24 protein-coding genes and 1 riboswitch are annotated in these 24,418 nt (G+C 59.6%); of the genes, 13 read left to right on the top strand and 11 right to left on the bottom strand.

Features of this window, described 5'->3' with window-relative positions; genetic code table 11:
- Positions 1–235 precede the first annotated feature (235 nt).
- A complete protein-coding gene (locus RTK01_RS08605) occupies positions 236–670 on the top strand; it encodes a hypothetical protein (RefSeq protein ID WP_312280584.1) in 435 nt (144 codons plus the stop codon).
- A gap of 126 nt (positions 671–796) precedes the next feature.
- Here the strand turns inward: RTK01_RS08605 and RTK01_RS08600 are convergent, their stop codons facing one another.
- Positions 797–1,906 carry a class I SAM-dependent RNA methyltransferase gene (locus RTK01_RS08600; protein ID WP_312280583.1) on the bottom strand — a complete coding sequence of 370 codons (1,110 nt, stop codon included), beginning with the start codon at positions 1,904–1,906 and terminating at the stop codon, positions 797–799.
- 305 nt (positions 1,907–2,211) lie between these two features.
- On the opposite strand from RTK01_RS08600, the gene RTK01_RS08595 reads away from it, so the two are divergent.
- The 5 genes from RTK01_RS08595 to RTK01_RS08575 all read left to right on the top strand — a co-directional run bounded on the left by RTK01_RS08595 (position 2,212) and on the right by RTK01_RS08575 (position 7,785).
- Positions 2,212–2,658, top strand: a complete 447-nt coding sequence (locus RTK01_RS08595) for an NfeD family protein (protein WP_312280582.1) — start codon at positions 2,212–2,214, stop codon at positions 2,656–2,658.
- Positions 2,659–3,573: an SPFH domain-containing protein gene (locus RTK01_RS08590; protein WP_312280581.1), complete on the top strand. Its 915-nt coding sequence runs from the start codon at positions 2,659–2,661 to the stop codon at positions 3,571–3,573.
- Positions 3,574–3,903: 330 nt separating this feature from the next.
- Positions 3,904–4,914: an XdhC/CoxI family protein gene (locus tag RTK01_RS08585; protein WP_312280580.1), complete on the top strand. Its 1,011-nt coding sequence runs from the start codon at positions 3,904–3,906 to the stop codon at positions 4,912–4,914.
- A 51-nt stretch (positions 4,915–4,965) separates the two neighbouring features.
- Positions 4,966–5,472: a deaminase gene (locus RTK01_RS08580; protein ID WP_312280579.1), complete on the top strand. Its 507-nt coding sequence runs from the start codon at positions 4,966–4,968 to the stop codon at positions 5,470–5,472.
- A 21-nt stretch (positions 5,473–5,493) separates the two neighbouring features.
- Positions 5,494–7,785 (top strand): polysaccharide pyruvyl transferase family protein, encoded by a 2,292-nt coding sequence (locus RTK01_RS08575; RefSeq protein ID WP_312280578.1) that lies wholly within the window; start codon positions 5,494–5,496, stop codon positions 7,783–7,785.
- Positions 7,786–7,970: 185 nt separating this feature from the next.
- Here RTK01_RS08575 and RTK01_RS08570 read toward each other — a convergent pair whose 3' ends face one another.
- From RTK01_RS08570 to RTK01_RS08525, 10 genes are all read right to left on the bottom strand, one after another.
- Positions 7,971–9,356: a TrpB-like pyridoxal phosphate-dependent enzyme gene (locus RTK01_RS08570; RefSeq protein ID WP_312280577.1), complete on the bottom strand. Its 1,386-nt coding sequence runs from the start codon at positions 9,354–9,356 to the stop codon at positions 7,971–7,973.
- A 384-nt stretch (positions 9,357–9,740) separates the two neighbouring features.
- Complete coding sequence (locus RTK01_RS08565; protein ID WP_312280576.1) at positions 9,741–11,357, bottom strand: Na+/H+ antiporter NhaC family protein; 1,617 nt, start codon at positions 11,355–11,357, stop codon at positions 9,741–9,743.
- A 64-nt stretch (positions 11,358–11,421) separates the two neighbouring features.
- A riboswitch (Lysine riboswitch) is annotated at positions 11,422–11,595 on the bottom strand.
- Between the two features lie 80 nt (positions 11,596–11,675).
- Positions 11,676–12,107, bottom strand: a complete 432-nt coding sequence (locus RTK01_RS08560) for a DUF523 domain-containing protein (RefSeq protein ID WP_312280575.1) — start codon at positions 12,105–12,107, stop codon at positions 11,676–11,678.
- Complete coding sequence (locus RTK01_RS08555) at positions 12,104–12,496, bottom strand: DUF3783 domain-containing protein (protein WP_312280574.1); 393 nt, start codon at positions 12,494–12,496, stop codon at positions 12,104–12,106. Before RTK01_RS08555 ends, RTK01_RS08560 begins: the two co-directional genes overlap by 4 nt.
- A gap of 78 nt (positions 12,497–12,574) precedes the next feature.
- Positions 12,575–13,045 (bottom strand): 8-oxo-dGTP diphosphatase, encoded by a 471-nt coding sequence (locus RTK01_RS08550; protein WP_312280573.1) that lies wholly within the window; start codon positions 13,043–13,045, stop codon positions 12,575–12,577.
- Between the two features lie 141 nt (positions 13,046–13,186).
- Positions 13,187–14,536, bottom strand: coding sequence for an APC family permease (locus RTK01_RS08545; RefSeq protein WP_312280572.1), 1,350 nt, complete (start codon positions 14,534–14,536; stop codon positions 13,187–13,189).
- 292 nt (positions 14,537–14,828) lie between these two features.
- Entirely contained in the window at positions 14,829–15,854 is a 1,026-nt protein-coding gene (locus RTK01_RS08540; RefSeq protein WP_293007682.1) for a rod shape-determining protein, read from the bottom strand.
- Positions 15,855–15,988: 134 nt separating this feature from the next.
- Positions 15,989–16,687, bottom strand: a complete 699-nt coding sequence (locus RTK01_RS08535) for a double zinc ribbon domain-containing protein (protein ID WP_312280571.1) — start codon at positions 16,685–16,687, stop codon at positions 15,989–15,991.
- Positions 16,684–16,914: a helix-turn-helix transcriptional regulator gene (locus tag RTK01_RS08530; RefSeq protein ID WP_312280570.1), complete on the bottom strand. Its 231-nt coding sequence runs from the start codon at positions 16,912–16,914 to the stop codon at positions 16,684–16,686. Before RTK01_RS08530 ends, RTK01_RS08535 begins: the two co-directional genes overlap by 4 nt.
- A gap of 333 nt (positions 16,915–17,247) precedes the next feature.
- A complete protein-coding gene (locus RTK01_RS08525) occupies positions 17,248–18,156 on the bottom strand; it encodes a sporulation protein (RefSeq protein ID WP_312280569.1) in 909 nt (302 codons plus the stop codon).
- A 125-nt stretch (positions 18,157–18,281) separates the two neighbouring features.
- On the opposite strand from RTK01_RS08525, the gene RTK01_RS08520 reads away from it, so the two are divergent.
- From RTK01_RS08520 to RTK01_RS08490, 7 genes are all read left to right on the top strand, one after another.
- A complete protein-coding gene (locus RTK01_RS08520) occupies positions 18,282–18,575 on the top strand; it encodes a YabP/YqfC family sporulation protein (protein ID WP_312280568.1) in 294 nt (97 codons plus the stop codon).
- Positions 18,568–19,758, top strand: coding sequence for a sporulation protein YqfD (locus tag RTK01_RS08515; protein ID WP_312280567.1), 1,191 nt, complete (start codon positions 18,568–18,570; stop codon positions 19,756–19,758). Before RTK01_RS08520 ends, RTK01_RS08515 begins: the two co-directional genes overlap by 8 nt.
- A gap of 240 nt (positions 19,759–19,998) precedes the next feature.
- Positions 19,999–20,985 (top strand): PhoH family protein, encoded by a 987-nt coding sequence (locus RTK01_RS08510; RefSeq protein ID WP_312280566.1) that lies wholly within the window; start codon positions 19,999–20,001, stop codon positions 20,983–20,985.
- A complete protein-coding gene (gene ybeY, locus RTK01_RS08505; protein ID WP_312280565.1) occupies positions 20,982–21,485 on the top strand; it encodes an rRNA maturation RNase YbeY in 504 nt (167 codons plus the stop codon). Before RTK01_RS08510 ends, ybeY begins: the two co-directional genes overlap by 4 nt.
- Positions 21,486–21,494: 9 nt before the next feature.
- The gene (locus RTK01_RS08500; RefSeq protein ID WP_312280564.1) at positions 21,495–21,773 is read left to right on the top strand and encodes a hypothetical protein; all 279 of its coding nucleotides are present in this window, start codon (positions 21,495–21,497) and stop codon (positions 21,771–21,773) included.
- A gap of 42 nt (positions 21,774–21,815) precedes the next feature.
- Complete coding sequence (locus RTK01_RS08495; RefSeq protein ID WP_312280563.1) at positions 21,816–22,136, top strand: hypothetical protein; 321 nt, start codon at positions 21,816–21,818, stop codon at positions 22,134–22,136.
- A 39-nt stretch (positions 22,137–22,175) separates the two neighbouring features.
- On the top strand, positions 22,176–24,392 hold the full coding sequence (locus RTK01_RS08490; protein ID WP_312280562.1) for an ATP-dependent RecD-like DNA helicase: 2,217 nt from the start codon (positions 22,176–22,178) through the stop codon (positions 24,390–24,392).
- Positions 24,393–24,418: the final 26 nt, after the last annotated feature.

The raw sequence follows: 24,418 nt of genomic DNA, 5'->3' as shown, positions 1-24,418 counted from the left end.
CATCCACGTCCGTTTGTAAAGGGGGTATGGAGGGAAAATCTGTGAAAATTTTGTGAACTTCCCCGCAGGGCGGCGGAAAACGCCCTGACAAGCAAAATCGGCAGGAGTTTGCAAAGCGGCTTGCCATGAAAGTATTTGCGCAGTATACTTTAAAATAGAAAGGCCGACCAGCGCGCCGGCGCACCCGCCGGATACCCTGATTTAAACGCGGGCGTTTTTTGGGAGGAGGAGCTTTATGAAACTAAAACAGCTGTTGAATGGAACGCACCCGCTTTTGACGCTGATCTATCTGATCGGCGTGGGGGAATTGGCCCTGCTGGTCTCATTTTCGATGGCGGGTGGCCGCGTCGCTGTTCCTTTCATCATGTATCAGGTATGGATGTGCTACCTGCTGCTGAGCCGGAGCCTTAGCTATGCGATGATGTTTCGGGACGGGACCTGGGCCCGTGGAAAAAATCCGGCCTTGAAGCCCAGAGCCGGGGACTGGTTTTTGGCGCTGTTCCTTCCGCAGGTTCTATTCAGCGTCGCCATGCCCTTCGTGGTCTTTTTGCTGGGCGGTTTTTTCCGTTGCGCCGCGGCGGCAGTGCTGCTGGGTTTGAAAATTCTCCTGATGCGGCGGGTATGGCCGATGCTGCGCGCACCAGGTAATCGCGAAGCGGATGCGGAGTAATCGCGCGGGGCGGCGTGTCTACCGGGACAGACCCATTTCCCACCATACAATCTCACGGATGCAAACAGTCTCCGGCGTTTTTAACGCCGGAGACTGTTATACATTTTGTATTTTCTTGACGAAAAATCACTTTCCGTACATAAATAAATCGCATTTCAGCATTCCGTTGTAGAGCTTGCGCTTTTTGTCGGCCTGCTTGCCAAACGACCGCTCAAACTCTGTATGCGACGAAAGCACCAACACCCGCCACTTGGGCGGTAAGTCCCGGCAGGCCGCGCCGAAGACGCGGTACAGCGCCTCGGCCTCGCTTCGCTCCATCAGCCGCTCGCCGTAGGGCGGGTTGGTGGCCAGTTGGCCGTATTCGCTGTCCCGGTGAAATTTTGCCGCGTCGGCCACTTCAAAGCGGACACAGTCCCCCACACCGGCAAGCTCCGCATTATGCCGCGCCAGCTCCACCGCCGCCGGGTCAATGTCGCCGCCCCAGATATCATAGATTCCGTGGAACTCGCGGTCCCGCGCCTCCTGCGCCGCGTCCTGCCAAAGCTCTGCGTCCATGTTCTTCCACCTCTGGGCGGAAAAGCTGCGATTCAGGCCCGGAGCACGGTTTTTAGCGATGAGCGCCGCCTCAATGGCAATCGTACCGGAGCCACAGAAGGGGTCGCAGAAGGGGTCCCGGCCCCGGTAACGGGACAGGGTCACCAGTGCAGCCGCCAGCGTTTCCCGCAGCGGCGCAACCACCCCCTGCGCCCGATAGCCCCGCTTGTACAGCCCCTCGCCGGAGGTATCCAGATACACCGTAGCCACGTCCCGCACGATGGCGAACTGAAGCTGATAGCGGCTCCCCGTCTCCGTCAGCATCTCCATGCCGTACTTCTCACCCAGCCGCTTGGCGGATGCCTTTTTCACAATCGCCTGACAGGCGGGAACAGAGTGGAGCTGGGAGTTCAAGGAATAGCCCTTTACAGGAAATTCACCGTCCTTGGGAATATAGTCCTCCCACGGAAGAGCGTATACGCCCTGAAACAGGGCCTCAAAGTCCTTGGCGGGAAAGCTGCCCAGCTCCATCAAAACCCGCGCTCCGCAGCGCAGGTTCATATTCAGCCGGGCAATGTCCGCCTGAGTTCCCAGACAGTGGACCCGGCCGTTCTCCGCCCGGACCTCCTGCAAATTCAATCGTTTCATTTCGTCCGCCACCAGACTTTCCAGTCCGAACAGGCAAGGTACCGTCAGCGTCATGGGCCGCGCCTCCTTTAAGTGTTTAAAATATCTGCATCACTATACCAGATATTCAAAAAATGTGCAACGCGGCAAACTTAAAAATTCTGGGCCGCCCCAAAAATGTGCTTTTATCTTGAAACCTTTCAGCCTCTTTATCCGTCTAATTTATAAAACAATTTTTTCCGGGTGCATACCAGAATCAACCGCCTTGCGGGGCTGGTATTTTTCTCGAAGATGTGATACAATGAGTGCATGAACTATAAATTATTGCTTTTTGATCTATCTTACCCCCATCGAATGCTTTCCAAAGGAGGTTTTTTATCATGATGATTTGGGTTTGGCTGGGTGCTATTGTGCTCTTCGGCGTGGCGGAAGCCGCTACCGCCGGTCTGGTGTCCATCTGGTTCGTGGCAGGAGCGCTGGCCGCGCTGATTGCGGCGATGCTGAGCGCGTCCGCGCCCGTGCAGTTTGCGCTGTTTCTTGTCGTATCCACCGCCGCGCTGGCAGCCACCCGCCCTCTGGTGCGGAAAATACGGGTGAACAAAGCCGTTCCCACCAATCTGGACCGGGTGATCGGCCAGACGGGCAAGGTGACGGAAATCGTGGATAACGAAAATGCCACCGGCGCTGTCTATGTGGACGGCAAGACCTGGACGGCCCGCAGCACCGACGGAGCGATTTTCCCTGTGGGCAGTCTTGTTTCCGTGTCCAAAATGGAGGGTGTAAAACTCTTTGTGGAAAAAAATATAATTTTGGAAGGAGTCAAATAAATGCCTATTCCTATTCAAAGCATTGCCCTGATTGTTCTGGTGATTCTCGTTTTACTGCTGATCGTCAGCAACATCGTCATCGTCCAGCAGTCCAAAGCCTATGTGGTGGAGCGTCTGGGCGCGTTCCGCACAGTGTGGGGCGTGGGTTTGCATTTCAAGCTTCCCTTTATCGAGCGGATTGCAAAGCGGGTGTCCCTAAAGGAGCAGGTGGCGGATTTTGCACCCCAGCCTGTCATCACCAAGGACAATGTCACCATGCAGATCGACACCGTTATTTACTTCCAGATCACCGATTCTAAGCTGTATACTTACGGTGTGGAGCGTCCCATGAACGCCATTGAAAACCTCACCGCCACTACTCTGCGAAACATCATCGGCGACATGGAGCTGGACCAGTCTCTCACCTCCCGCGACATCATTAACACCCGGATGCGCGCCATTTTGGACGAGGCTACAGACCCTTGGGGCATTAAGGTAAATCGGGTGGAGCTGAAGAATATTCTTCCTCCCAAGGAAATTCAGAACGCTATGGAAAAGCAGATGAAGGCGGAGCGGGAACGCCGCGAGGCCATCCTTCAGGCCGAGGGCCAGAAGCAGAGCCAGATTCTGGTGGCGGAGGGCGAAAAACAGGCTGCCATCCTGCGGGCCGACGCGGCAAAGCAGGCTGCCATTCTCCACGCCGAGGGCGAGGCGGATGCGATTATGAAGGTCCAGCAGGCAACGGCCGACGCGCTGCGCCTGCTGAACGAATCCAGCCCCAACGATCAGGTTATCAAGCTCCGGGCGTTGGAGACGATGGTGAAGGTGGCCGACGGAAAGGCCACGAAAATTATTATTCCCTCCGAGATTCAAGGTTTGGCGGGGCTTGCCGCCAGTGCAAAAGCCCTGCTGGAGAGCGACGCGCCCGCGAATTAATTATCCGCCGAGCGGGGATTCCCCCGTCTATTCCATAACCTCGACCGAGGGGCCTGCGTTTTCGCAGGCCCCTCGGTTTATCGCGCCCCCTCGGGTCAGTTTTGATCGAAAGCGGATTATTTTCCGTTTTTTTATATTCAAACCGGAAAAAAGCTGATATAATACCCAAGGAGAACTGTTACATATGTTAAATATGCTTGAACGTACTTGCCGCGACGGCGCTTTGCATCTGTCGCCAGACGGCGGGCCCATACGATGAAACTGACTGTACGGCGGCGTGCTCTTCGGTACACTTGGACGGAATACATAGCGACGAAACGGAGGAGCCTTATGCGGGAGTTTTGGAATGCGTTGATCCACGGGCTGGAAAGCGGGCAGCCTGTGTGTCTTATAAGCCTTTTATCCTCCGCCGGGTCCACACCCCGGGGGGCCGGGGCAATGATGGCGGTGCTGCCAGATGGAAGCTCCGCCGGGACCATCGGCGGCGGCAACGTGGAATACGAGGCTCAGAGACAAGCAGCCGAAATTTTGAAATCCGGTGAGGACCAGCGGCAGGACTACCGCTTTATTCAGGGCAACGACCACAGCCTTGGGATGATCTGCGGCGGCGACGTGACGGTGCAGCTCCATTATATCTCTCCCCGGGACGAAGCGGCGCTGTCCGCCTTCCGCACGCTCAAGGGAGCTCACGCTCGAGGACAGGACGCATGGCTGGCCCTGCGGCTGGACGACAGCCGCGTGGCCGAGGTCCGCGCCCTCTCCGGGGCGGACGAAGCTGATGCCTCCCTTGCCCCCCTGCTGGGGGACGGGCCCATGCTGACGGACGGCGGCTGGTTCTCCGTCCCCGTGTCCCAATCCGGGTGGGTTCACATCTTCGGCGCGGGGCATGTGTCCCGGGCGCTGGTATCCGCCCTGTATCCCCTTGGCTTTCGCTGCGCCGTGTACGATGATCGGGCCGAATTTGCCAACCCTGCGTTTCTGCCCACCGCCCAGCAGGTTCAGGTGTGCGACTTTGAACGGCTGGACATCCCCGTTACCCCCCGGGATTATGTGGTTGTGATGACCCGGGGCCACAACGCGGACTACGAGGTGCTGTCTCAAACCCTGCGCTCCGGCGCACGGTACATTGGCTGCATCGGAAGCAAGCAAAAGCTGGCCCTGTGCCGTAAGCGCCTGTTGGGCGCTGGCTTCACGGCGGAGGAATACGCCGTGCTTTACGCGCCCATAGGCCTTTCCATCGGGGCACAGACGCCGGAGGAAATTGCCGTCTCCGTGGCGGCGGAGCTGATCGCCGTCCGGGCAGGATTGGACCTCCGGCGGCAGGTGGAATCCGCCATTTAAGCAGGCTTTTTCAATCTCCGGCAAAAGTACCGGACTTCACGGAGGACATCTATGAATCGTATCAGCAAGGAAAATTACTATCTGGACATCGCAGAGACTGTTTTGGAGCGGGCCACCTGCCTACGCCGGGTGTACGGAGCCATCATCGTGAAAAATGACGAGATTATTTCCACCGGCTACAACGGCGCACCCCGGGGCAGGAAAAACTGCGTGGACATGGGCTATTGCACCCGCGAGGCGGCAAAAGTCCCCCGAGGGGAGCGATACGAGCTATGCCGCAGTGTCCACGCCGAGGCTAACGCTATTATTTCCGCCTCCCGGCGAGACATGGTGGGCGGAACCCTGTACCTTGTGGGCCGGGACGCCCGGACCGGTGAGCTTCTGGGCGACGCGACCTCCTGTTCCATGTGCCGCAGGCAGGTGATAAACTCCGGTCTTGAACGTGTGGTCATCCGGCGGACGGAAACGGAGTTTGATGTGGTCCCCGTGGAGGATTGGATCGCCGAGGATGACTTTCCAGACTTCGGACCCATGGAGGAGCCGTCCTCTCAGCAGTAATTTCAGGAAGGAGGCCGTCACTTGAAAACGGGCCTTGTTACCTTTTTTCATATCCACCACTATGGCGCGGTTTTACAGGCCTGCGCCACGCAGCGGGCCGTGGAACAGCTTGGAAGCTCCTGCGAAATTTTCAACTACTACGTTAATCAGAATAACGATCTATTCCGCCGCGCAGGGGGGCTTTCCTCCGCGGCTGCAAACGCCCACACCGCCCTCCACTACTCCGCCATGCGCGAGCGGTATCAGCGGTTTGAGGATTTCGCCTCCCGCAATTTGAAGATTACGGAGCGGCGGTACGAAAGCCTACGGGAACTCGAAAGTGCGCCTGATTGCGACGTGTATCTCTCCGGCAGCGACCAGATATGGAACCCCAAGATTTTTCCCGACGGGCGGTTTGACCCGGTGTTTTTCAGCCGGTTTACGGCGGGACGGAAAATTGCCTATGCCCCTTCCTTCGGCATTCCCCGGATTCCCGACGGGATGGAGGAAGAGCTGCGCCGATATCTTGATGACTTTTCCCACCTTTCCGCACGGGAAGCGCGGGGGCAGGCCATTCTCCGTGAGGTTGGCGGGCGGGAGGCCCCCGTGGTGCTGGACCCCACGCTGCTTCTGCGGCAGGAAGACTGGGCCGCCCTTTCGGCGGAGCCGAAGCAGCCCTCCGGCTATATCCTGTGCTATTGCATCAGCGCCCCTGGGCCGCTGGAGCCTTACATCCGCCGCTTGCAGGAGGAGACGGGACTGCCCGTAGTCCAGCTTTGCGGTCTGCGGCAAAAGGTTCACCCCAAGGCGGAGTGCGTCTTTTCCGCGGGGCCCGCGGAATTTCTCGGCCTGTTCCGCCACGCCGCCTACGTGTGCACCAACTCCTTCCACGGGACCGTATTCTCCGTGCAATTCCAAAAGCCATTTTTCACCGCCGTTTCTCCGGCGGAGTTGGCCGCGCCGGAGCAGTCCCGGATTTTCAGTCTTCTGGACCGGCTGGGCCTTGCAGACCGCATTATCGGAAAGGGCGACTCCGCCGGTCTGTCGGCCCCTGTGGACTGGTCCGCCGCCACCAAGCGGCTGGAGGCGGAGCGTCGAAATTCTCTGGCGTATCTCCGCGCCGCGCTGATGAATGAGCCGATTCCCACCCCGGAAAAGGCCGAAAGCGGCTCGGATTTACCGGAGCTTGTCGGCCGGGCGGACTGCACGGGCTGCACCGCCTGCGCCTCCATCTGCCCAAAAGACGCCATTTCCATGGAGCCGGACCGGGAGGGCTTTGCCTACCCCTTGGTAGACCTTGAAAAATGCATTCACTGCGGGCGGTGCACGGCGGTCTGCCCGCCGCTTCACCCGCCCAAGAGTTGCCCCCTCCCGGCGGTGTTTGCCGCGTGGAACCGGGACGACGTAATTCGCAAGGACTCCACCTCCGGGGGCGTATTCTCCCTCATCGCGGCAGATACGCTGGAAAGCGGCGGCGTGGTGTTCGGCGCGGCGCTGGATGACAGGCAGCGCCTGCGGCACATCGCCTGCTTCTCACCGGAGGATTTACGCTATCTCCGGGGGGCAAAATATGTGCAAAGCGATTTACGCGGCGTGTACCGGGAGATTCGGGAGCTTTTAAAATCCCGCCCCGTGCTTTTCTCCGGCACCCCCTGTCAGGTCGACGGTCTATATCACTTTTTGGGCCACCGTCCGGAAAATCTCACCACCTGCGACGTGGTGTGTCAGGGCGTTCCCTCCCCCGGCGTGTGGGCAGACATGGTTCGCTCCATTGAAAGCCATCGGCGGCGCTCCCTGCAAACCGTGCGCTTTCGCAACAAGGTGGCAGGTTGGAAAAACAGTCACTTTACCCTGCTTTATAAGGATGGGTCGGCCGATTCCGCCCCTTTGTTTCAGACGGAGTGGGGCCGGGCATTCGGCAGGGCGCTGTTCCTGCGGCCCTGCTGCCACCGGTGTGCCTATACCTCTTTGTCCCGGACGGGGGACTTTACCCTTGGGGACTTCTGGGGCCTACGGCCCGACGAGCTTTGCGACCAGCAGGAAAAGGGCGTGTCCCTTCTGATTGTGAACACCGCCCACGCCAGTCATATTTTTGACCGTCTCCCCCTTGGGCGGCAACCCTTCTCGCCGGAGCGGGCCGTGGCGGGAAATCCCCGGCTGGCCGCTCCCATCACCCAGCCCGGAGATCGGGCGGCGTTTTTCGCGGCCTATGCCTTGCAGCCCTTTGATCAGGTGCGGCAGAAATTTCTTCGCCTGCCCTCCCTGCCCGTGCGGATTGCCGCCGGAGTTCTCAGCCCGGAGGCAAAGGCGAAGATCAAATCCAAGCTGAAATAGCTTCCGGCTTTTGTCGGGCTGCCCCTAAACAGCACAGACCCTTTGCGCGGCCTTGGCCGCACAAAGGGTCTGCTTTTTGTTATCCGTCCACAGGGGAATCCGCGCTCCATGCCTTTTATAAACAGTTGGGGACCGAAGCGCGTCGCTTACGCCGGAAGCCGCTCTCCAGCGCAAAGTAGCGTACGTTACTCTTGAATCCCCGGCAGTTTGGGAATGTAGGAAAAGCCGTGGGCCAAATCCTCGTCGGTGGGGATATAATCGGTCATACTGCCTTCGTGATAGGACATATACGCCGCCATGTCAAAGTACCCCGTTCCGGTGAGCCCGAAGACGATGGTCTTAGCCTCCCCCGCTTCTTTGCACCGGATGGCTTCGTCAATGGCGACCCGAATGGCGTGGGCCGATTCCGGCGCAGGCAGCGTGCCTTCCACCTTCGCAAAGAGCTTTGCCGCTTCAAAGACCTTGGTCTGCGTGACGGAGCGGGCTTCGTCCAAAAATCCGTCGTGATAGAGCTGAGAGAGGATGGGGCTCATACCGTGATAGCGCAGCCCGCCCGCGTGGTTGGGCGCCGGGATAAAGCCGCAGCCCAGCGTATACATCTTAGCCAGCGGCGTGACCTTTCCCGTGTCGCAGAAATCGTAGGCAAACCGTCCCCGGGTCAGAGAAGGGCAGGAGGCAGGCTCCACCGCGATAAAATGCGGGGCCCGCTTCCCTGTCAGCTTATCCGCCATAAAGGGAGCCATCAGTCCGCCAAGATTGGAGCCGCCGCCCGCGCAGCCGATGAGAATATCGGGGTATTCGTCCAGCTTTTCAAGAGCCGCCTTTGTCTCCAGCCCGATAATGGACTGGTGCAGCAGTACCTGATTCAAAACGCTACCCAGCACGTAGCGGTAACCCTCGGTGGTAGTGGCCTTCTCCACCGCCTCAGAAATCGCGGTGCCAAGGCTTCCGGAGGTTCCGGGAAATTCCTCCAGCATCCGGCGGCCCACCTCGGTGGTGTCAGAAGGCGAAGAGATGACCGACGCGTCATAGGTTTCCATCACAGCCTTGCGATAGGGCTTCTGCTCCGCAGAACCCTTGACCATGAAGACCTTCAAATCCAGCCCAAAATAGCCGCAGGCCATGGACAAGGCGGTGCCCCACTGTCCCGCTCCCGTCTCGGTGGTCACGCCCCTGAGGCCCTGCTCCTTGGCGTAATACGCCTGCGCGATGGCGGAGTTTAGCTTGTGGCTTCCGCTGGTGTTGCCACCCTCGTACTTATAGTAGATTTTCGCCGGAGTGTCCAACGCTTTCTCTAAACAGTATGCCCGCACCAGCGGAGAGGGGCGGTACATCTTGTAATAGTCACGGACCACCTCGGGGATGTCGATGAAGCGGTCGGTGGCGTTCAGCTCCTGCCCAACAAGCTTCTCACAGAAAATGGGCGACATATCCGCCGGGGTCACGGGCTTCAGCGTCCCCGGGTGCAGAATGGGGCGGTGGTCGGTCTTCATGTCCGCGCGCACATTGTACCACTGCCTGGGAAGCTCCTGTTCGGTCAAATAGGTTTTGTACGGGACTTTGCGTTCCATGATGTTCCCTTCCTTTCTGAAGCATTCGGCCGGATCACCGACCAAATAAAAATAAAAAAAGCCCTTGTCCCTGCAAATACTTGCAGGGACAAGAGCGATTTCACTCCTGTGGTGCCACCCGGCTTGACGCGGTAACCGCGCCCACTTTTCAGCACACTGTCATGTGCCGGCCTTTTTTAACGGGGCGCCCTCCCCGTCTCCCCTACTAAGCTTCCGCCGTTCGGTTTGCCCTTGCCGGTCCATTCGCCAAATCTGCCCGCGCCGCATTTCCACCGTCAGCGGCTCTCTATACCGGGCTCGGATATGGGTACTCACTCCGGCGCTTCGGTTTGTTTTGATTAAAACGTAGTATACTCGCGGCCAACGCATTTGTCAACCGCTTTTTTAGGCTCTTTTAAAACGGGCCGCCACGGCCAGCGTCAACAGCATCAGCACAATGCCCACGGGCAGCGCCAGCCACGGGGCAATTCCCGCGGCTGCAAAAGTGCCTGCCACAATATAGGTCACGCAGCTCACCGCCGCCGCCGCGACGGCATAAGGAAGTTGGGTGGACACATGGCTCACATGGTCGCACTTGGCTCCCGCCGAAGCCATGATGGTGGTGTCGGAAATGGGGGAGCAGTGGTCCCCGCACACCGCACCCGCCATGCAGGCGGAGACGCAGATGATGCTCAGGGGATTGCCGCCTTCCAGCGGGAACACGCTCAGCACAATGGGAATCAGAATTCCGAAGGTTCCCCAAGAGGTGCCCGTGGCAAAGGCCAGCAGACAGCCGATCACAAACACAATGGCGGGCAGCAGAAGCTGGAAGCTCTGGGCGGAATTCTGCACCACGGCGGCCACAAACTCCCGCGCACCCAGAGAATCGGTCATAGCCTTCAGACTCCACGCAAAGGTGAGAATCAGGATGGCCGGAACCATGGCCTTGAAGCCCTCCGGGATGCAGTCCATCATTTCCTTAAAGCTCATCCGGCGGCGCAAAAAGTAAAAGCCAATCGTAAACGCCAGACCGAAGGCGCTGCCCAGCAGCAACCCCACGGACGCGTCGGACCCGGAGAAGGCGTCCACAAAGCTGGCGCCGGAGAAAAAGCCGCCGGAATAAATCATTCCCATCACGCAGCAGATCACCAGCACCACAATGGGCGCCACCAAGTCCGCCACCGTGCCGCTGTCCGATACGCTACTCTCGCTCTCTGTGGCGTAGGGGTTTTTCCCGGAAAACAGATCGCCCTTGTCGGCATTGGCCTCGTGGACGGCCATGGGGCCGAAATCCGCCTTCATCACCACCAGCCCAATCATCATGATGATCGTCAGCAGGGCGTAGTAGTTATAGGGAATGGCACGGATAAACAGCGCAAGGCCGGACCCGTCGTCCACAAAGGCGCTGACAGCGGCGGCCCACGAAGAGATGGGCGCGATGATGCATACAGGGGCAGCGGTTGCGTCGATCAGATAGGCCAGCTTCGCCCGGGAGACGTGATGGCTGTCCGTCACGGGAAGCATCACGCTGCCCACGGTGAGACAGTTGAAATAGTCGTCAACGAAAATTAAAATGCCCAGCGCGATGGTGGCAAGCTGCGCGCCCGCCCGGGTTTTAATGTTCTTCTGGGCCCAGCGGCCAAAGGCCGCGGAGCCGCCGGAGCGGTTTAACAAGCTCACCATCGCGCCCAAAATCACCAGAAACGCAATGATTCCCACATTATACCCGTTCGAAAGCACGGAGACGATTCCATCCTGAAACACATGAGTAACCGTTCCCTCAAAGGAAAACCCGGACCACAGCAGCCCGCCGGTGAGAATCCCCAGAAACAGCGAGGAATAGACCTCCTTGGTCACAAGCGCCAGAGCGATGGCCACCACCGGAGGCAGCAGGGACCAGATTGTCTCGTAAAACACAGGGGCCGCGCCGGTCCCTTCCCCGGCAGCCAAAACCGGAACGGTCAGCAGAGCCAAAAACACAGCGGCAAAAAGCGCCGCCTTTCGGCAGGGTTTGTTCTTCATGGAAGCTCCTCAAAAAAATAAAGTAAGGACCAAGAGGCAGTACTCCATACCACAAACCCGTACGAATCACGACAGCGCTCCGCCCCGCAGGGCGACAGTCCGGCGGATATTCTCCGACGAACCGGCTCCGCCCCCGTCAGGCCACGGGGAGCAAAACCTCGGCAACAGTCCCTTTCCCGTCTCCCCCTCGGCCTGTTTGGAAGACGCTACTTTTGACTGTCGCACCTCTATCATGCAATACGTCTGATTATAGCAAAGCTTCTATAAAAGTCAACCATTTGCGACAAAAATCCGCCAATTATCCTAATTTTCCGCCGATTACCCCGACAGCTCTCCCATACGGGGCTCCCCGTATACGGGAATGCCCTCCGCCCTTAAAAGCGCTGCCGTCACACCGTCCCCGGCGGTCAGTCCGCCGGAAAAGCTTCCGTCGTGAATCACGCCGCAGCCGCAGGAGGGACTGCGCTCCTTCAACAGCGCCGCTTCGCAGCCAAGTAGCCGTGCCAACTCCAGCGCAGCCTGCGCGCCTCTTTCAAATTCTGCCGTCACGTCGGCGCCCTCCCGGGTGAAAACGCGCCCTTCCCGACATTCGGCGGGCGGGCGGGGCGTGGGCAGACCGCCCAACTGCTCCGGGCAGACGGGGACACACTCGTGCCGCGCCAGTAGCGCGCCAATCCCCTCAAGACGCTTGATTCCCCCGTCATACCGGCAGGGCAGGCCAAGCAGGCACGCGGAAACCAGCAGCTTCATTTCTTCTCCGCCTGTTCCTGCTTGCGGGCCTCAATTTCCCGCCGCTCCCGCTGAAGCTCTGTGAACAAGGCAATGCCGTCCCACTCCTGATTCCACTTGGTCAGCACCGCCTTATAGCACCCTGTCCCCACGCCCGATTGACGCAGGGCCACCAAAAGCCCGTCCAACTGCTGCTCCAAGTCGCAGAATACCATCATGCGGCCCCCCAGCTTTCCGGAGAACACGCCCTCCCGGGCGGGCCGGGTTTCCCGCCCTGCCAGCGCCCCCACGGGGGTGCGCCATCCGTCCCGGAAAACAGGCTTTACCTCCGCCCCAAAGGGACCCGCCGCGGCCTTAATGACCAGAATATCGTTCAACTCCTCAAAGCCGTACAGCAAAATCGTGCCCATGACTACGCTCCTTCCAATTTCCAATCCCGCCGGAAACGTCCGGCAATTTTTTCAGGACGCGCCCATCCCGCTTCCCTGCTAGAGCTTCAAGGGCTTGCCGTCCAACGCGGCCTCCGCCAGCGTTTGCCCCTCGTAGCGCAGCTTCAACGAGAAAAAGGGCGCGTCAGACTCCAGCAGGTCAAGGAAAATATTGTCCCCGCTCCACAGCGGCAGCCTGCGCAAATCCTTTTTCCCAATCCATTGCAGGTCCCCCTCGTCGCAGACAGTCTGCTCTCCCATCCATGCGTCGGCGGTGAACAGGTGCATGTACTCCCCTTCCCATTTGTCGGAGAGGAAGGTCACAAGGCCCCGATAGCGCCAGCGGGTCAAGGTCAGCCCCGTCTCCTCTTTCGCCTCCCGCAAAAGGCACTCCTCCGGACTTTCCCCTTCCAGAAACTTTCCGCCCACGCCAATCCACTTGTCATGGTTCAGGTCGTTTTTCTTTTTCACCCGGTGGAGCATCAGGTATTCGTCCCTCCGCTCCAGATAGCACAGCGTGGTGTTTAACACAAAATCCCTCCACAATCGTTTTTCTTCATTATACCCCATTCCCTGCAATTGGCAAGACGAAACCGCCGGTCCCGGCGAAACGCGCCCAATCGGCGCGCCCTGACCGGGACCGGCGGGACCTATTTATAATTCGTGCCGCGCTCAGGCGTTTTTGCGGTAAAGGAAGTTGCCCACCAGCATAAACACCGCGTAAACCACCAGATAGTAAAACACCTTGACGCCATAGCCCGCAAAAGCGGCATACACCATAAAGCCGCAGCCGCCCAGCCCCAGAACCGGCATGACAAAGCGCTTGAACGCGCCCAGCGTCCGCTCCTTACGCATAAACTGGATAAACATGGCAATATACATGCCGTACAGCGTGATAATCGGCAGCTCGGAGGAATCGAAGGAAAACGGCCCGAACCAGCCCGCCGTCAGGTTTGCCCCGTAGAAATACAGCAGCCAGAAGGCGGCGAACAGCAGCGAGAGAATCGCGGAGTTGTTGGGCATGTTTGTCACCGGGTCCACCTGCCGGAACATCTCCGGCTTGGGGCCCTGTCCCCGAGCGGCCAGCGCGTAGAAGCAGCGGCAGTTGGCCAGCATCAGCCCATTCAGCGTTCCAAGGCAGGAAATCACAATCAGCACGAACACCACCGTGCCCGCAGCTTCGCCAAACACCCGCTGATAAGCCATCTTTGCAGCAGCCTGTCCGCTGGCCATCAGCTCTTCCGTGGTCACCGCGCCGTTAAGGCCGATGTAATACAGAATATAGGTAATCACTACCACGAAGGACCCCAGAACCAGCGCGCGGGGAAGATTTCTCTTGGCATCCTTCAATTCCGCGTTGATGGAGGTGGCCAGCACCCAGCCCTCATACGCAAACGCCACCGCCACGGTGGCTTTCATCAATCCCTCGCCGGAGGAAACCGTGGCTGCGGAAACGGTGGCAAAGTTCTGCGCCATCTGCCCGTTGACAAGACCCACGATGACGCCCACCACGCCCATCAGCAGCAGAGGGACCATTTTAATGACAGTGGTGGAAACCTGAAACTTTCCCGCGATGCGGGGAGAGAGCGCGTTAAGCGCATAGTCCGCGCACAGGAAGAAGCAAGCCAGCACCAGACAGGACCCGCCGGTGATGTCCCAGCCCACCAGCACGGAAAAATACCGGGCGGAAACCCACGCCAGCACACTGGTGAGGGCGGGGGTATAGATGGTTCCCATAAACCAGCCCATCAGATAGGCATACCGCTTCCCCACCGTCGCCTCGGCATAGTCCACCACGCCGTTGACTTTTTCATACCGGGTGGCCATCGTTGCAAATACGTAGGAGCACACAATCATAATTGCGCCCACAATCAGCCACGCCAGAATTCCCAGCGGCATGTTGCCGCCGGTCTGCACCAGCACCGCCTCCGCCTTAAAGAACACGCCGGAGCCGATGACGATTCCCACCACCATGCAGATGGCCGTGGGCAGGCCGTACTTTTTTTCTAATCCGTTTTCCATGCTTTCCTCCGTCTATTTGCTTTAAAGTGTTGAATTTGAACAATTTAACTTATTCAGCATAGCAGACTATTGTATATTTCGCAAGATGCTTTTTTTATTTACCACCTTTTTTCAAATTCGTTTCCTCGCCATCTTTTTACAGAGTTCTCTGAAAAAGGCAAAAGTCAAGGCCCCGGGAACTTCACTCCCCGGGGCCCTGCCCAGCGCCGCCCATAGGCGGCGGGCTATGTTTAAAAAATACGGGCCTGATTTTCGCCGTCTAAAGTCTGTCCAACAAAGCCTTCTCGGTTTTTTAGTTCATCTGGCGGCGGCGGCTCAAATTCTGTGTGCCGTCCTGCATGTTGTTCAGCTCATCCAGACTTTTGCCGGTGCCAAGGGCCACACAGGAGATGGCGTCCTCCGCCACCATGGTGTGGATACCTGTCCGGGCGGCCACCAGCTTGTCAAACCCGGAAACGAGACTGCCGCCGCCGGTCATGACGATGCCGTTGGTGGAAATGTCCGCCACCAGCTCAGGAGGCGTGCGCTCCAAAACGGAGTGGATGGCCTCCATAATCCGCTCCACCGGCTCTTCAAAAGCGTCCATCATCTCCGTGGAGCTGACGGTGATCACCTTGGGCAGGCCCGTCAGCAGGCACCGGCCCTTCACGTCCAGCGTCTCCTCCTCGTCCTTGGGGAAAACGCAGCCAATTTTGATTTTCATGTCCTCTGCGGTCCGCTCGCCCACCAGCAGGTTGTGCTTGCGGCGCATATACTTCACCACAGCTTCGTTGAGCTGGTCGCCCGCCACCTTGATGGACGCAGATTCAACAATGCCGCTGAGGGAAATTACCGCGATGTCGGCGGTGCCGCCGCCGATGTCCACCACCATATGCCCGTCGGGCTTGGCAATGTCGATGCCGGCGCCGATGGCGGCCGCCACTGGCTCCTCAATGAGATAAACCTTCCGCGCGCCCGCCTGAATGCCCGCGTCGATCACGGCACGCTCCTCAACCTCTGTGATGCCGGAGGGAATGCAGATAATCACTCTGGGCTTAAAAAAGGAGAAGCCTGCCACTTTCCGAATGAACTCGCGGAGCATCCGCTCCGTCATGTCATAGTCGGAGATCACGCCCTCGCGCAGAGGGCGGATGGCGATGATGTTGCCGGGGGTGCGGCCCAGCATGGCCTGCGCGTCCGACCCAACCTGAAGCAGCTTCCCCGTATTTTTATCCAGCGCCACCACGCTGGGCTCGTTCAGCACGATTCCCTTGCCCTTGACGTATACCAAAACCGAAGCGGTACCGAGATCGATACCGATATCCCTTGCCATGGCCATGCCTCCACCTCATGCACTTTCCGCAGTATTCTCTGCCGTTCTTTTGAAAATTATGAGAAGCGGCTTTCGCCGCACACAATCATACGGGTACATTATATCGGCGAAGATGGCAGATTGCAAGTACATTCTGTAAATTATGAAAATTCCCAGCCCTTTTTCGCCTGATTTCCCGACGCCCCTTTTTCAGTCCGGGTAAGGGCCGCCGTTACGCAGACCACGCTCGCCGCACCGGCGTCCTTCAGTGTGCGAATGCACTCTCCCAGCGTCGCGCCGGTGGTGCAAATGTCGTCGACAAGCAAAATCCGCCGCCCCGCCGCTCGCGCGGGGGATGAGGCGGCATACATCCCCACCACATTGGCCCGCCGGGCATCGGAATCCGCCAGGCCCGACTGGGCCGGATTGTCTCCGATTTTCTCCAAAAGACGCTCCGGGCTGATCTCCCACACCCGGCAAGCCGCCTCCGCCAGCAGCCGGGCCTGGTCATAGCCCCGCTCCCGCAGACGCTTCGGCCCCACCGGAACCCACGTCACGATGTCGAACTCCCCCGAAAACCGCTCTGCCGCGCAGCGGGCGATCAGCGTGCCCAGCGGCCCGGCCAGATGTGATTCCCCGTGAAACTTCAGACGCAGCAGGCTCTCTCTCACCGCGCCCTCATAAAAAAGCGGCGCGGCGCAGACAAGACCACCCGCGCCTTTGTGCAGTCCCGTCGCCTCCTCCGTCCATGGCAGGGCTTTTTCGCAGGCTTCGCAGACCCCCGTGCGGTTCACTACGCGGCGGCAGAAGGGGCATTTGGGCGGAAACAGCAGGTCCAGCACCGCGCCCAACACGTTCATCTTATCCTCCGTCCCCGAGGATACGGAGTGGGCTCGTCCGTCAGCCCCACCAAATAGTCCAGACTGACGCCGTAATACTCCGCCAGACGGACAGCCAGCCGCAGCGGCAGTTCCCGCTCTCCCCGCTCATATTTGGAATAGAGCGATTGATCGCATAACAGGTATTCTGCAAGAACGCCTTGAGATAAGTCCCTATCTTCTCTTAAATCCCGGATTTTTAATTTCATTTTTATCACCAATGCAATTTTATAATTAGGACATATGGTACTTTTCTATTTTGGACTATTTGTCCTATTTTTTGCATTGATTGGTGGAATATCTCTCCATCGTGCTGTTGCGTCCAATAAAACAACCTATGAGCGACGCGTGAACCCCGCGTCGCTCATACAGCAATTCCACAGAAGAATGCGAAAAAAGGAAGCAGCGTAAAATGACTGGCTGCAAGGCGGAGGACGCTGACGGGCTAACGCCCGTCAAGGACCACAACGCAACAGACAGTCATTTTGCACGCTGAACTTTTTACAGTTTTTTGTGAAATTGCTGTAAGCAACGTAACCCGCTCAACCGATCACATACCCCGCCGCCAGCAGCGCCAGCCCGCCGGCGATGCCCGCCTGAATCGCCTTGCCTACAATGCAGTTGCGAGTGGAAAGGCCGCTGTCCGCCAGCACCGCCAAGGTCTGGCACAGCACGGACACGCCCCCCCAGCCCGCCAAAAGCGACGCCAGAACAAATCCGGCCCGATTGGCGGTGAGCTGGGGAATGACAGAAAACAGCTCCACAAAGCCCACCGCCGCCGCGCCCGCAAGACCGGGCAGGCCCCGCAGAGGTCGGGCCAGCACATAAAACACCACGACAAAGGCGCAGATGCCCAGAATGGAGTCCAGCGCTCGGCGCACCGACTGCACCACGGCCTGAGAAAACGGCACGGCACGGGCCGTAATCCGCCGCCGCGACCCACGTCTCCGCACGGCTCCCCGGCGAAATAAAATTCCCGTCAGCAGGGCGGAGAGAATATGAATCAGCCACAGCCATATTCCCGTGCGGACGCTGCCAAATACTCCCACGCCCAAAACGCTGATGAGAAACGCCGGATTTGCCGTGTTGCAAAAGGCCAACAGCCGCTCCGCCTCGTCGGTGCGCAGCAGCCCCTCCCGATACAGCTCCGCTGTGGTTCTGGCCCCGATGGGATACCCCCCCACGAGGCCCAGCAGCAGTGCGGCCGCCCCTGCCCCGTCCACCCGGAACAAAGGCCACATCAGAAATTCCAGCCGGGGTGCCAGCACCTCGCCCACCCCAAGCATCACAAGCAAAGAGGTGGCGGCGAGAAAGAGGAATTGGGAGGGAATCACCGTCCCGGCGCACAGGGAAAGCGCCTCGCTCACACTTTGGCGAACCCCCTCCGCGTCCGCCAGCAGCGCCGCCAGCCCCAGCGCTGCCATGAGACACAATACCGCCCTCTTTTTCAACCCACCGCCCCCTCTGGACACACTATGCACCACAAAGTTTGGTCATGCCTGCCATCGTATGGAAAAAGGCTTGCCCTCCGGCAAGTTTTCTTCATCTCGCTCATAGAGTTGAGCGAGGTGAGACGATGGAAAAGCGCAAGCGGCGGGACACGCCGCTGACGGAGCTGGCGGAGCTGTTCGACCTTCCCGGCGACGTGGTGGCGGGACTGTGCCATTTGGAGATGATCGGAGACCGGCGGCTGTTTGTGGAGCACCACAGCGGCATTTTGGCTTACAGTGACCAGAGCATCGACATAAACACCCCCTGCGGCATTCTGCGCGTCTCCGGCCGGAGCCTGACGCTGGAGGCCCTGACGGGGGAGGAGCTGCGCATCGGCGGAGCGGTAGAGCGGGTGGAATGGGTGAAAACAGATGCTTGACGAGCTGGTAAACCGCCTGCGGGGGCAGGTGCGGCTGCGGGTGGAGAGTTCCTTCCCGGAGCGGATTTTGAATCTCGCCGCCCAGCGAAGACTGGAGCTGTGGGACGTGCGCTGGGAAAGCCCGGACGCATTTCTCTGCGTGCTCTCCCGGCGGGATTTCCGGGTTTTGCGGCTGCTGGTCCGGAACCTTGACTGCACGCTTCACGTACAAAAGCGGGAGGGCGCGCCCTTTTTCGTAGGGAAGTTCCGCCGTCGGCAAGCGCTGGCGGCGGGGCTGGTCCTCTGCGCTCTAGGGTTGTTTTTCAGCAGCTTTTTCATCTGGGAGATTACAGTGGACGGCGCTGTGACGGTGCCGGAGGAGGAAATTTTGCGGGTGCTGGAGGAAAACGGAGTGGGCTTCGGCACCTTCGGCTTTTCCATAGACGGAGAGGATTTACGCAACCACATCCTTCTGGAACTCCCCGACCTGAGCTGGCTGACGGTCAACGTCTCCGGCTGCCGGGCCTATGTGCAGGTGCGGGAGCGGGTCACCGCGCCGGAGCCGGTGGACCGCCGCGCCCCCTGCAACGTGACGGCCCGGCGGGACGGTCTTGTGCTAGAGGTTCACGCCTTTTTGGGAAAAAAGTGCGTCCGGCCCGGCGACACCGTGGAAAAAGACCAGCTTTTGATTTCTGGCATTGAGGATTTGGACACCTTTGGCGCCCGAATTACCACAGCGGCAGGCTCCATCACCGCCCGGACCTGGTATCGGCTGGAAGCAAATTTCCCCCTGACGATATCAGAAAACAGCACCGCCGGGAAGGAGGAGACGCGCCGGTCCCTGATTCTCGGAACCCGGCGGATAAAATTCTATGGAAACAGTAGCTATTTTGGGGCATTCTATGATAAAATGGTTACACGGCAGCGAGTCTCCATCTTCGGTCTGTCCCTGCCCGTGACGGTGGAAACGGAAATTTACCGCCCCTTCGAGCCCACGGTTCGGACCCGCTCGGCGCAGGAGACGGAGGCCGCGGGAGGGACGGCGCTCACCGCATATCTTTCCTCTTTGATGGGACAGGACGGTGAAATTCGTTCCACTCTTGTTTCTTCCCGACAAACGGGCGACGTTCTGCGCGTCACGCTGACGGCGGAATGTGTGGAAGAAATCGGCCGTACCGTGCCGCTGGAAGCGGCGGCGGAATAACCGGCCCTCCGGTGGCTTAAAGCCGCTTTTCGGGTCACTTTTGGCATCTTCCTTCTTGTGTGCGCCCTTTTTCAGCATTTTTTCGGAACGCTTTTGAGGAATACTTTTCTTTCAAGACGCTTTTCTTTACAATTTAGTTTACTGCCGTCCGGGGGACGGCCGGTTTCCCCTGCGGGAAGCCATCATTCAGATTCGGGCGGCGGGAACGCGCCGCCGCCCGGCAAACGGGAGTGGTCATATTTGGAACAGCGAATCAGCATCGAGCGGCTGGAGCAGGCGGTGAACATTTTCGGCTCCTTTGACGAAAACATCCGTCTGGTGGAACAGGAATTTTCAGTGGCCGTGGTGAACCGGGACGGGGAGCTGCGGGTAGACGGCGAGCCGGAGAACGTTCTGCTGGCCGTCAAGGCCGTGCAGGGGCTTTTGACTCTGTCCTCTCGGGGCGAGGCCATCGGAGAGCAAAACGTGCGGTACGTCATCTCTCTGGTCCGCTCCGGCAAGGAGGGGCAGATTGCGGAGCTGACCGGCGATGTGCTGTGCATCACCACCAAGGGCCGCCCCGTGAAGCCCAAGACCATCGGCCAGAAGCAGTATCTCAAATCGGTGCTGAAAAACACCATAACCGTAGGCGTCGGCCCGGCAGGCACCGGAAAGACCTATCTGGCGGTGGCCGCCGCCGTGGCGGCGTTCCGGGACAAGCAGGTCAACCGCATCATCCTCACCCGCCCCGCTGTGGAGGCGGGAGAGCGGCTGGGCTTTTTGCCCGGAGATTTGCAGAGCAAGGTGGACCCCTACCTCCGCCCACTGTACGACGCGCTGTTCGACATGCTGGGCGCGGAGACATACCAGAAATATCTGGAGCGGGGGAACATCGAAGTAGCCCCCCTTGCCTATATGCGGGGCCGGACGCTGGATGACAGCTTCATTATTCTCGACGAGGCCCAGAACACCAGCCGGGAACAGATGAAAATGTTTCTCACGCGGCTGGGCTTCGGCTCCAAAATCGTCATCACCGGCGACGTGACCCAGATTGACCTGCCCTCCGACAAGGTTTCGGGCTTGAAGGAAGCCATTCGGGTACTGCAGGGCGTGGAGGGCATCGGCATCTGCCAGCTCACCAACGCGGACGTGGTTCGTCACGTCATGGTCCAGCGGATTGTGGAGGCCTATGAACGGGACGAGTTGGCCCGGCTGAAGAGCGCCGGGAGAAAGGCGAAACGGTCATGAGAAAAAGCCATTATATCCCCGTCACTGCCGACGTGCCGGGCGCTTCCAACGAAAAAACCTGTGCCCTTGTGCGCAAGGCGATTAAAACCGCCCTCCGAATGGAGGGCGTGACCCTGCCCTGCGAGGTGGACGTGCTTCTCACTGGGGACACGGGCATCCGCAAGATCAACATGGAGCAGCGGAAGGTTCCCACACCCACGGACGTTCTGAGCTTTCCGGAATTTGACTTTGCACCCGGCGAGCCGCCTACAACTGAAACCGCCGGGGACCTTCTGGATTTTACCGGCCTGCTCCCTCTGGGAGACATGGTGATCTCTATGGAGCGGTCGGCGGCGCAGGCCAAGGAATACGGACATTCAAACCGGCGGGAGCTTGCGTATCTCGCGGTTCATTCCACGCTGCATTTGCTGGGCTATGACCATCTGGACGAGGGGCCGATGAAAGTCCAGATGCGGGCGCGGGAGGAAGCGATTATGAAAGAACTGGGTCTGGAAAGGTAGGCGGATTCCGTGGTTGGGAATTTTATCGGTCTTTGGATTGTATACCTTCTGTTTGCCTTTCTTTCTTTTTGGGGCATGGGCGCATTGGGGCTTCCTGTTGAAACGCTTTGGAGCATGGCAGCTCAAGCAGCATTTTTCTCTCTAATGACCTGCATTTACATCAAGCTGACTGAGCTTCACAGCAAACAGAAGGACATAGAAAAAAAGCTGGACACGCTGCTGGCGCAGCAATCGCTCCCCGTGTCCGACGCGCAGGAGACAAGCTCTTCGGACGTGCCGCAGCACTGACCGCCGGACCTACTTTTGCATACACTGTCCTGAGGTGATAGTATGGAACTCATTCAGGATGGCGTTCTCGCATTTCTGTCCGCGGTGGGGATAACGACCTGCGTCTGGCTGGTCGTGGGGGCGTTCCTCCCCGGCAGGTGCCGCAATCCGGAGGTGCGGCTGCTTCTCCCTCTGCAAGGCGACGCACCCACGCTGGAAGCCGACCTGCGGGAGCTGCTGCGCACCCGGCACACTCTGCCCTCGGCAAAAATTCTGCTGGTGGACTGCGGGATAACCGAGGATGCACGGCAGACGGCGGAATATTTCTGCCACCTGCGCCGCAACGTGGAGCTGGTGGAGGCAAAGGATTTGCACTTTTTCTGAGCCGCCGCAATCACACTGAGAAAAGGAAGACGAAACGGCATGGACGAACTCTGCTGCCTGGACGGCACGGTACATAGCCTCATTTTTCAAAATGCCGACAACGGCTATACCGTCCTGCGGCTGGTGACGGAGGAGGGGGAACTTTACACGGTGGTGGGCTGCATTCCCTGCGTGGCTCCCGGCGAACACCTGACGGTGAACGGCGTGTGGGAAACCCACCCCCAGCACGGAGAGCAGCTCAAGGCGCTGGAGCTGGAACGCCGCCTTCCCGAAGAGGTTGACGAGATTCTCAACTACCTCTCCTCTGGGATCTGTAAGGGCGTTGGCCCTGCCACCGCCCGGGCCATCGTGGACCGGTTTGGGGAAGAAACGCTGGACATATTGGAGCGGGAGCCGGGAAAGCTTACCTGTCTACGGGGGATCACCGAAAAGAAGGCCCGGGAAATCGGCGAGGGCTTCCGTTTGCAAATGGGTCTGCGGCGGCTGATGGCGTTTCTGGCACAGTACGGCCTTTCCCCCGCCCTTGCCATTCTGCTGCGCAAGCTCCACGGGGACGGGGCGATGGAGGCCGTGCGCTCCAATCCCTACATCCTCTCCGCGGACGAGTGCGGCGTGCCTTTCTCCGCCACGGACGAAATCGCCATGAGCCTTGGCATTGCCGCCGACAGCGACGCGCGGCTTCAGGCGGCGGTGATTTTTGAGCTGAACCATAACGAGGGCAACGGCCACGTCTTTCTCCCCCGCAGCAAGCTGACCGCCGCCACGTCCCAGCTTTTAAACTGCGAAGCCGACCTCGCGGAAAAGGCAGTGGACGATCTCCGCGCCCGGGGCGCGGTGGTGCAGGAGCAGGTGGCAAACGTTTCCGCCTGCTACCTCCGCCGCCTGTGGGAGGCGGAGGTAGGCTCCTGCGCCCGTCTTCTGTCGCTCCTGTCCGCCGACGCGGACCGGGGCCGGAACCCGGACAAGGTGATTGCAGAAATCGAACAGGCCCAGGGGATTACCTATGCTCAGCAGCAGCGTCAGGCCGTGGCTTTGGCGGCGCAGACGGGCGTCCTCATCCTCACCGGCGGACCGGGCACGGGAAAAACCACCGCCGTGCGGGGCATCGTTTCCCTGTTTCAGCGGATGGGGCTGGATGTGCTGCTGGCGGCGCCCACCGGCCGCGCGGCCCAGCGGATGGGCGAGCTGTCCGGCGGACTGGAGGCCCAGACCATTCACCGCCTGCTTGGAGTGACGTGGAACGAGACCACCCGGGAGGCCGCCTTTGCCAAGTGCGAAAAGGAGCCGTTGGAAGCGGACGCGGTGATTTTGGACGAGATGAGCATGGTGGATGTGTCCCTCTTCGCGGCACTGCTGCGGGCGCTGCGCCCCGGCACCCGGCTGGTGCTGGTAGGCGACGCGGACCAGCTTCCCTCCGTGGGGGCGGGGAACGTGTTCTCCGACCTCATTCGCAGCAAACGGGTGGAGACAGTGTTTTTGCGAGAGGTTTTCCGTCAGGCGGAGCAGTCGGCCATCATCCGCAACGCCCATGCGGTGAATTTGGGTCAGCCGCCTCGGTTTGTCAACGATCAGAACGACTTTTTCTTCATGGTGCGCCGTAGCCCGGACCGGGCGGTGAGCACCGTGGTGGAGCTGTGCAAATCCCGCCTGCCGGAGAAGATGGGGGTCCCTGCGGACCAGATTCAGGTCCTCTCCCCTACCCGCAAGGGCGAGTGCGGCACGGAAAACCTGAACCGCCTGCTTCAGGCGGCGCTGAATCCCCCCGCGCCGGACAAGCACCAGCGCCAGTGGGGAGAGCGGGTCTTCCGGGAAGGGGACCGCATCATGCAGACCCGGAATGACTACGACGTGATCTGGCAAAAAACCGACGGCAGCATGGGTACCGGCATTTTCAACGGCGACGTGGGCCGTGTGGCTCAGATCGACCCCGGCGGCGAGTGGCTCCGAGTGGTGTTTGACGACCGGGTGTGCACCTATGCCGCCGACCAGCTATCGGAGCTGGATTTGGCCTATGCCCAGACGGTTCACAAGGCGCAGGGCAGCGAATACCGGGCGGTGATTCTGGCGGCGATGCCCGCCGCCCCGGCACTGATGGTCCGGGGCGTGCTGTACACGGCCCTCACCCGGGCGAGAGAGCTTTTGATTGTGGTGGGAGACGACTCCGCCGTGGCCGCCATGGCGGAAAATGACCGCCGTCAGCGGCGCTACTCCGGTCTGAAGTGGCGGCTGTGCGGCGGCGACTGCCCGGCGGATTGACTCTTTCATCCAGATATGGCAACCTG

This window comes from Oscillibacter sp. (genome assembly GCF_031978065.1).
Taxonomy (GTDB): Bacteria; Bacillota; Clostridia; order Oscillospirales; family Oscillospiraceae; genus Oscillibacter.
Note: the sequence above shows the minus strand (reverse complement) of the source record. Positions and strands in the feature narration are given on the sequence as shown.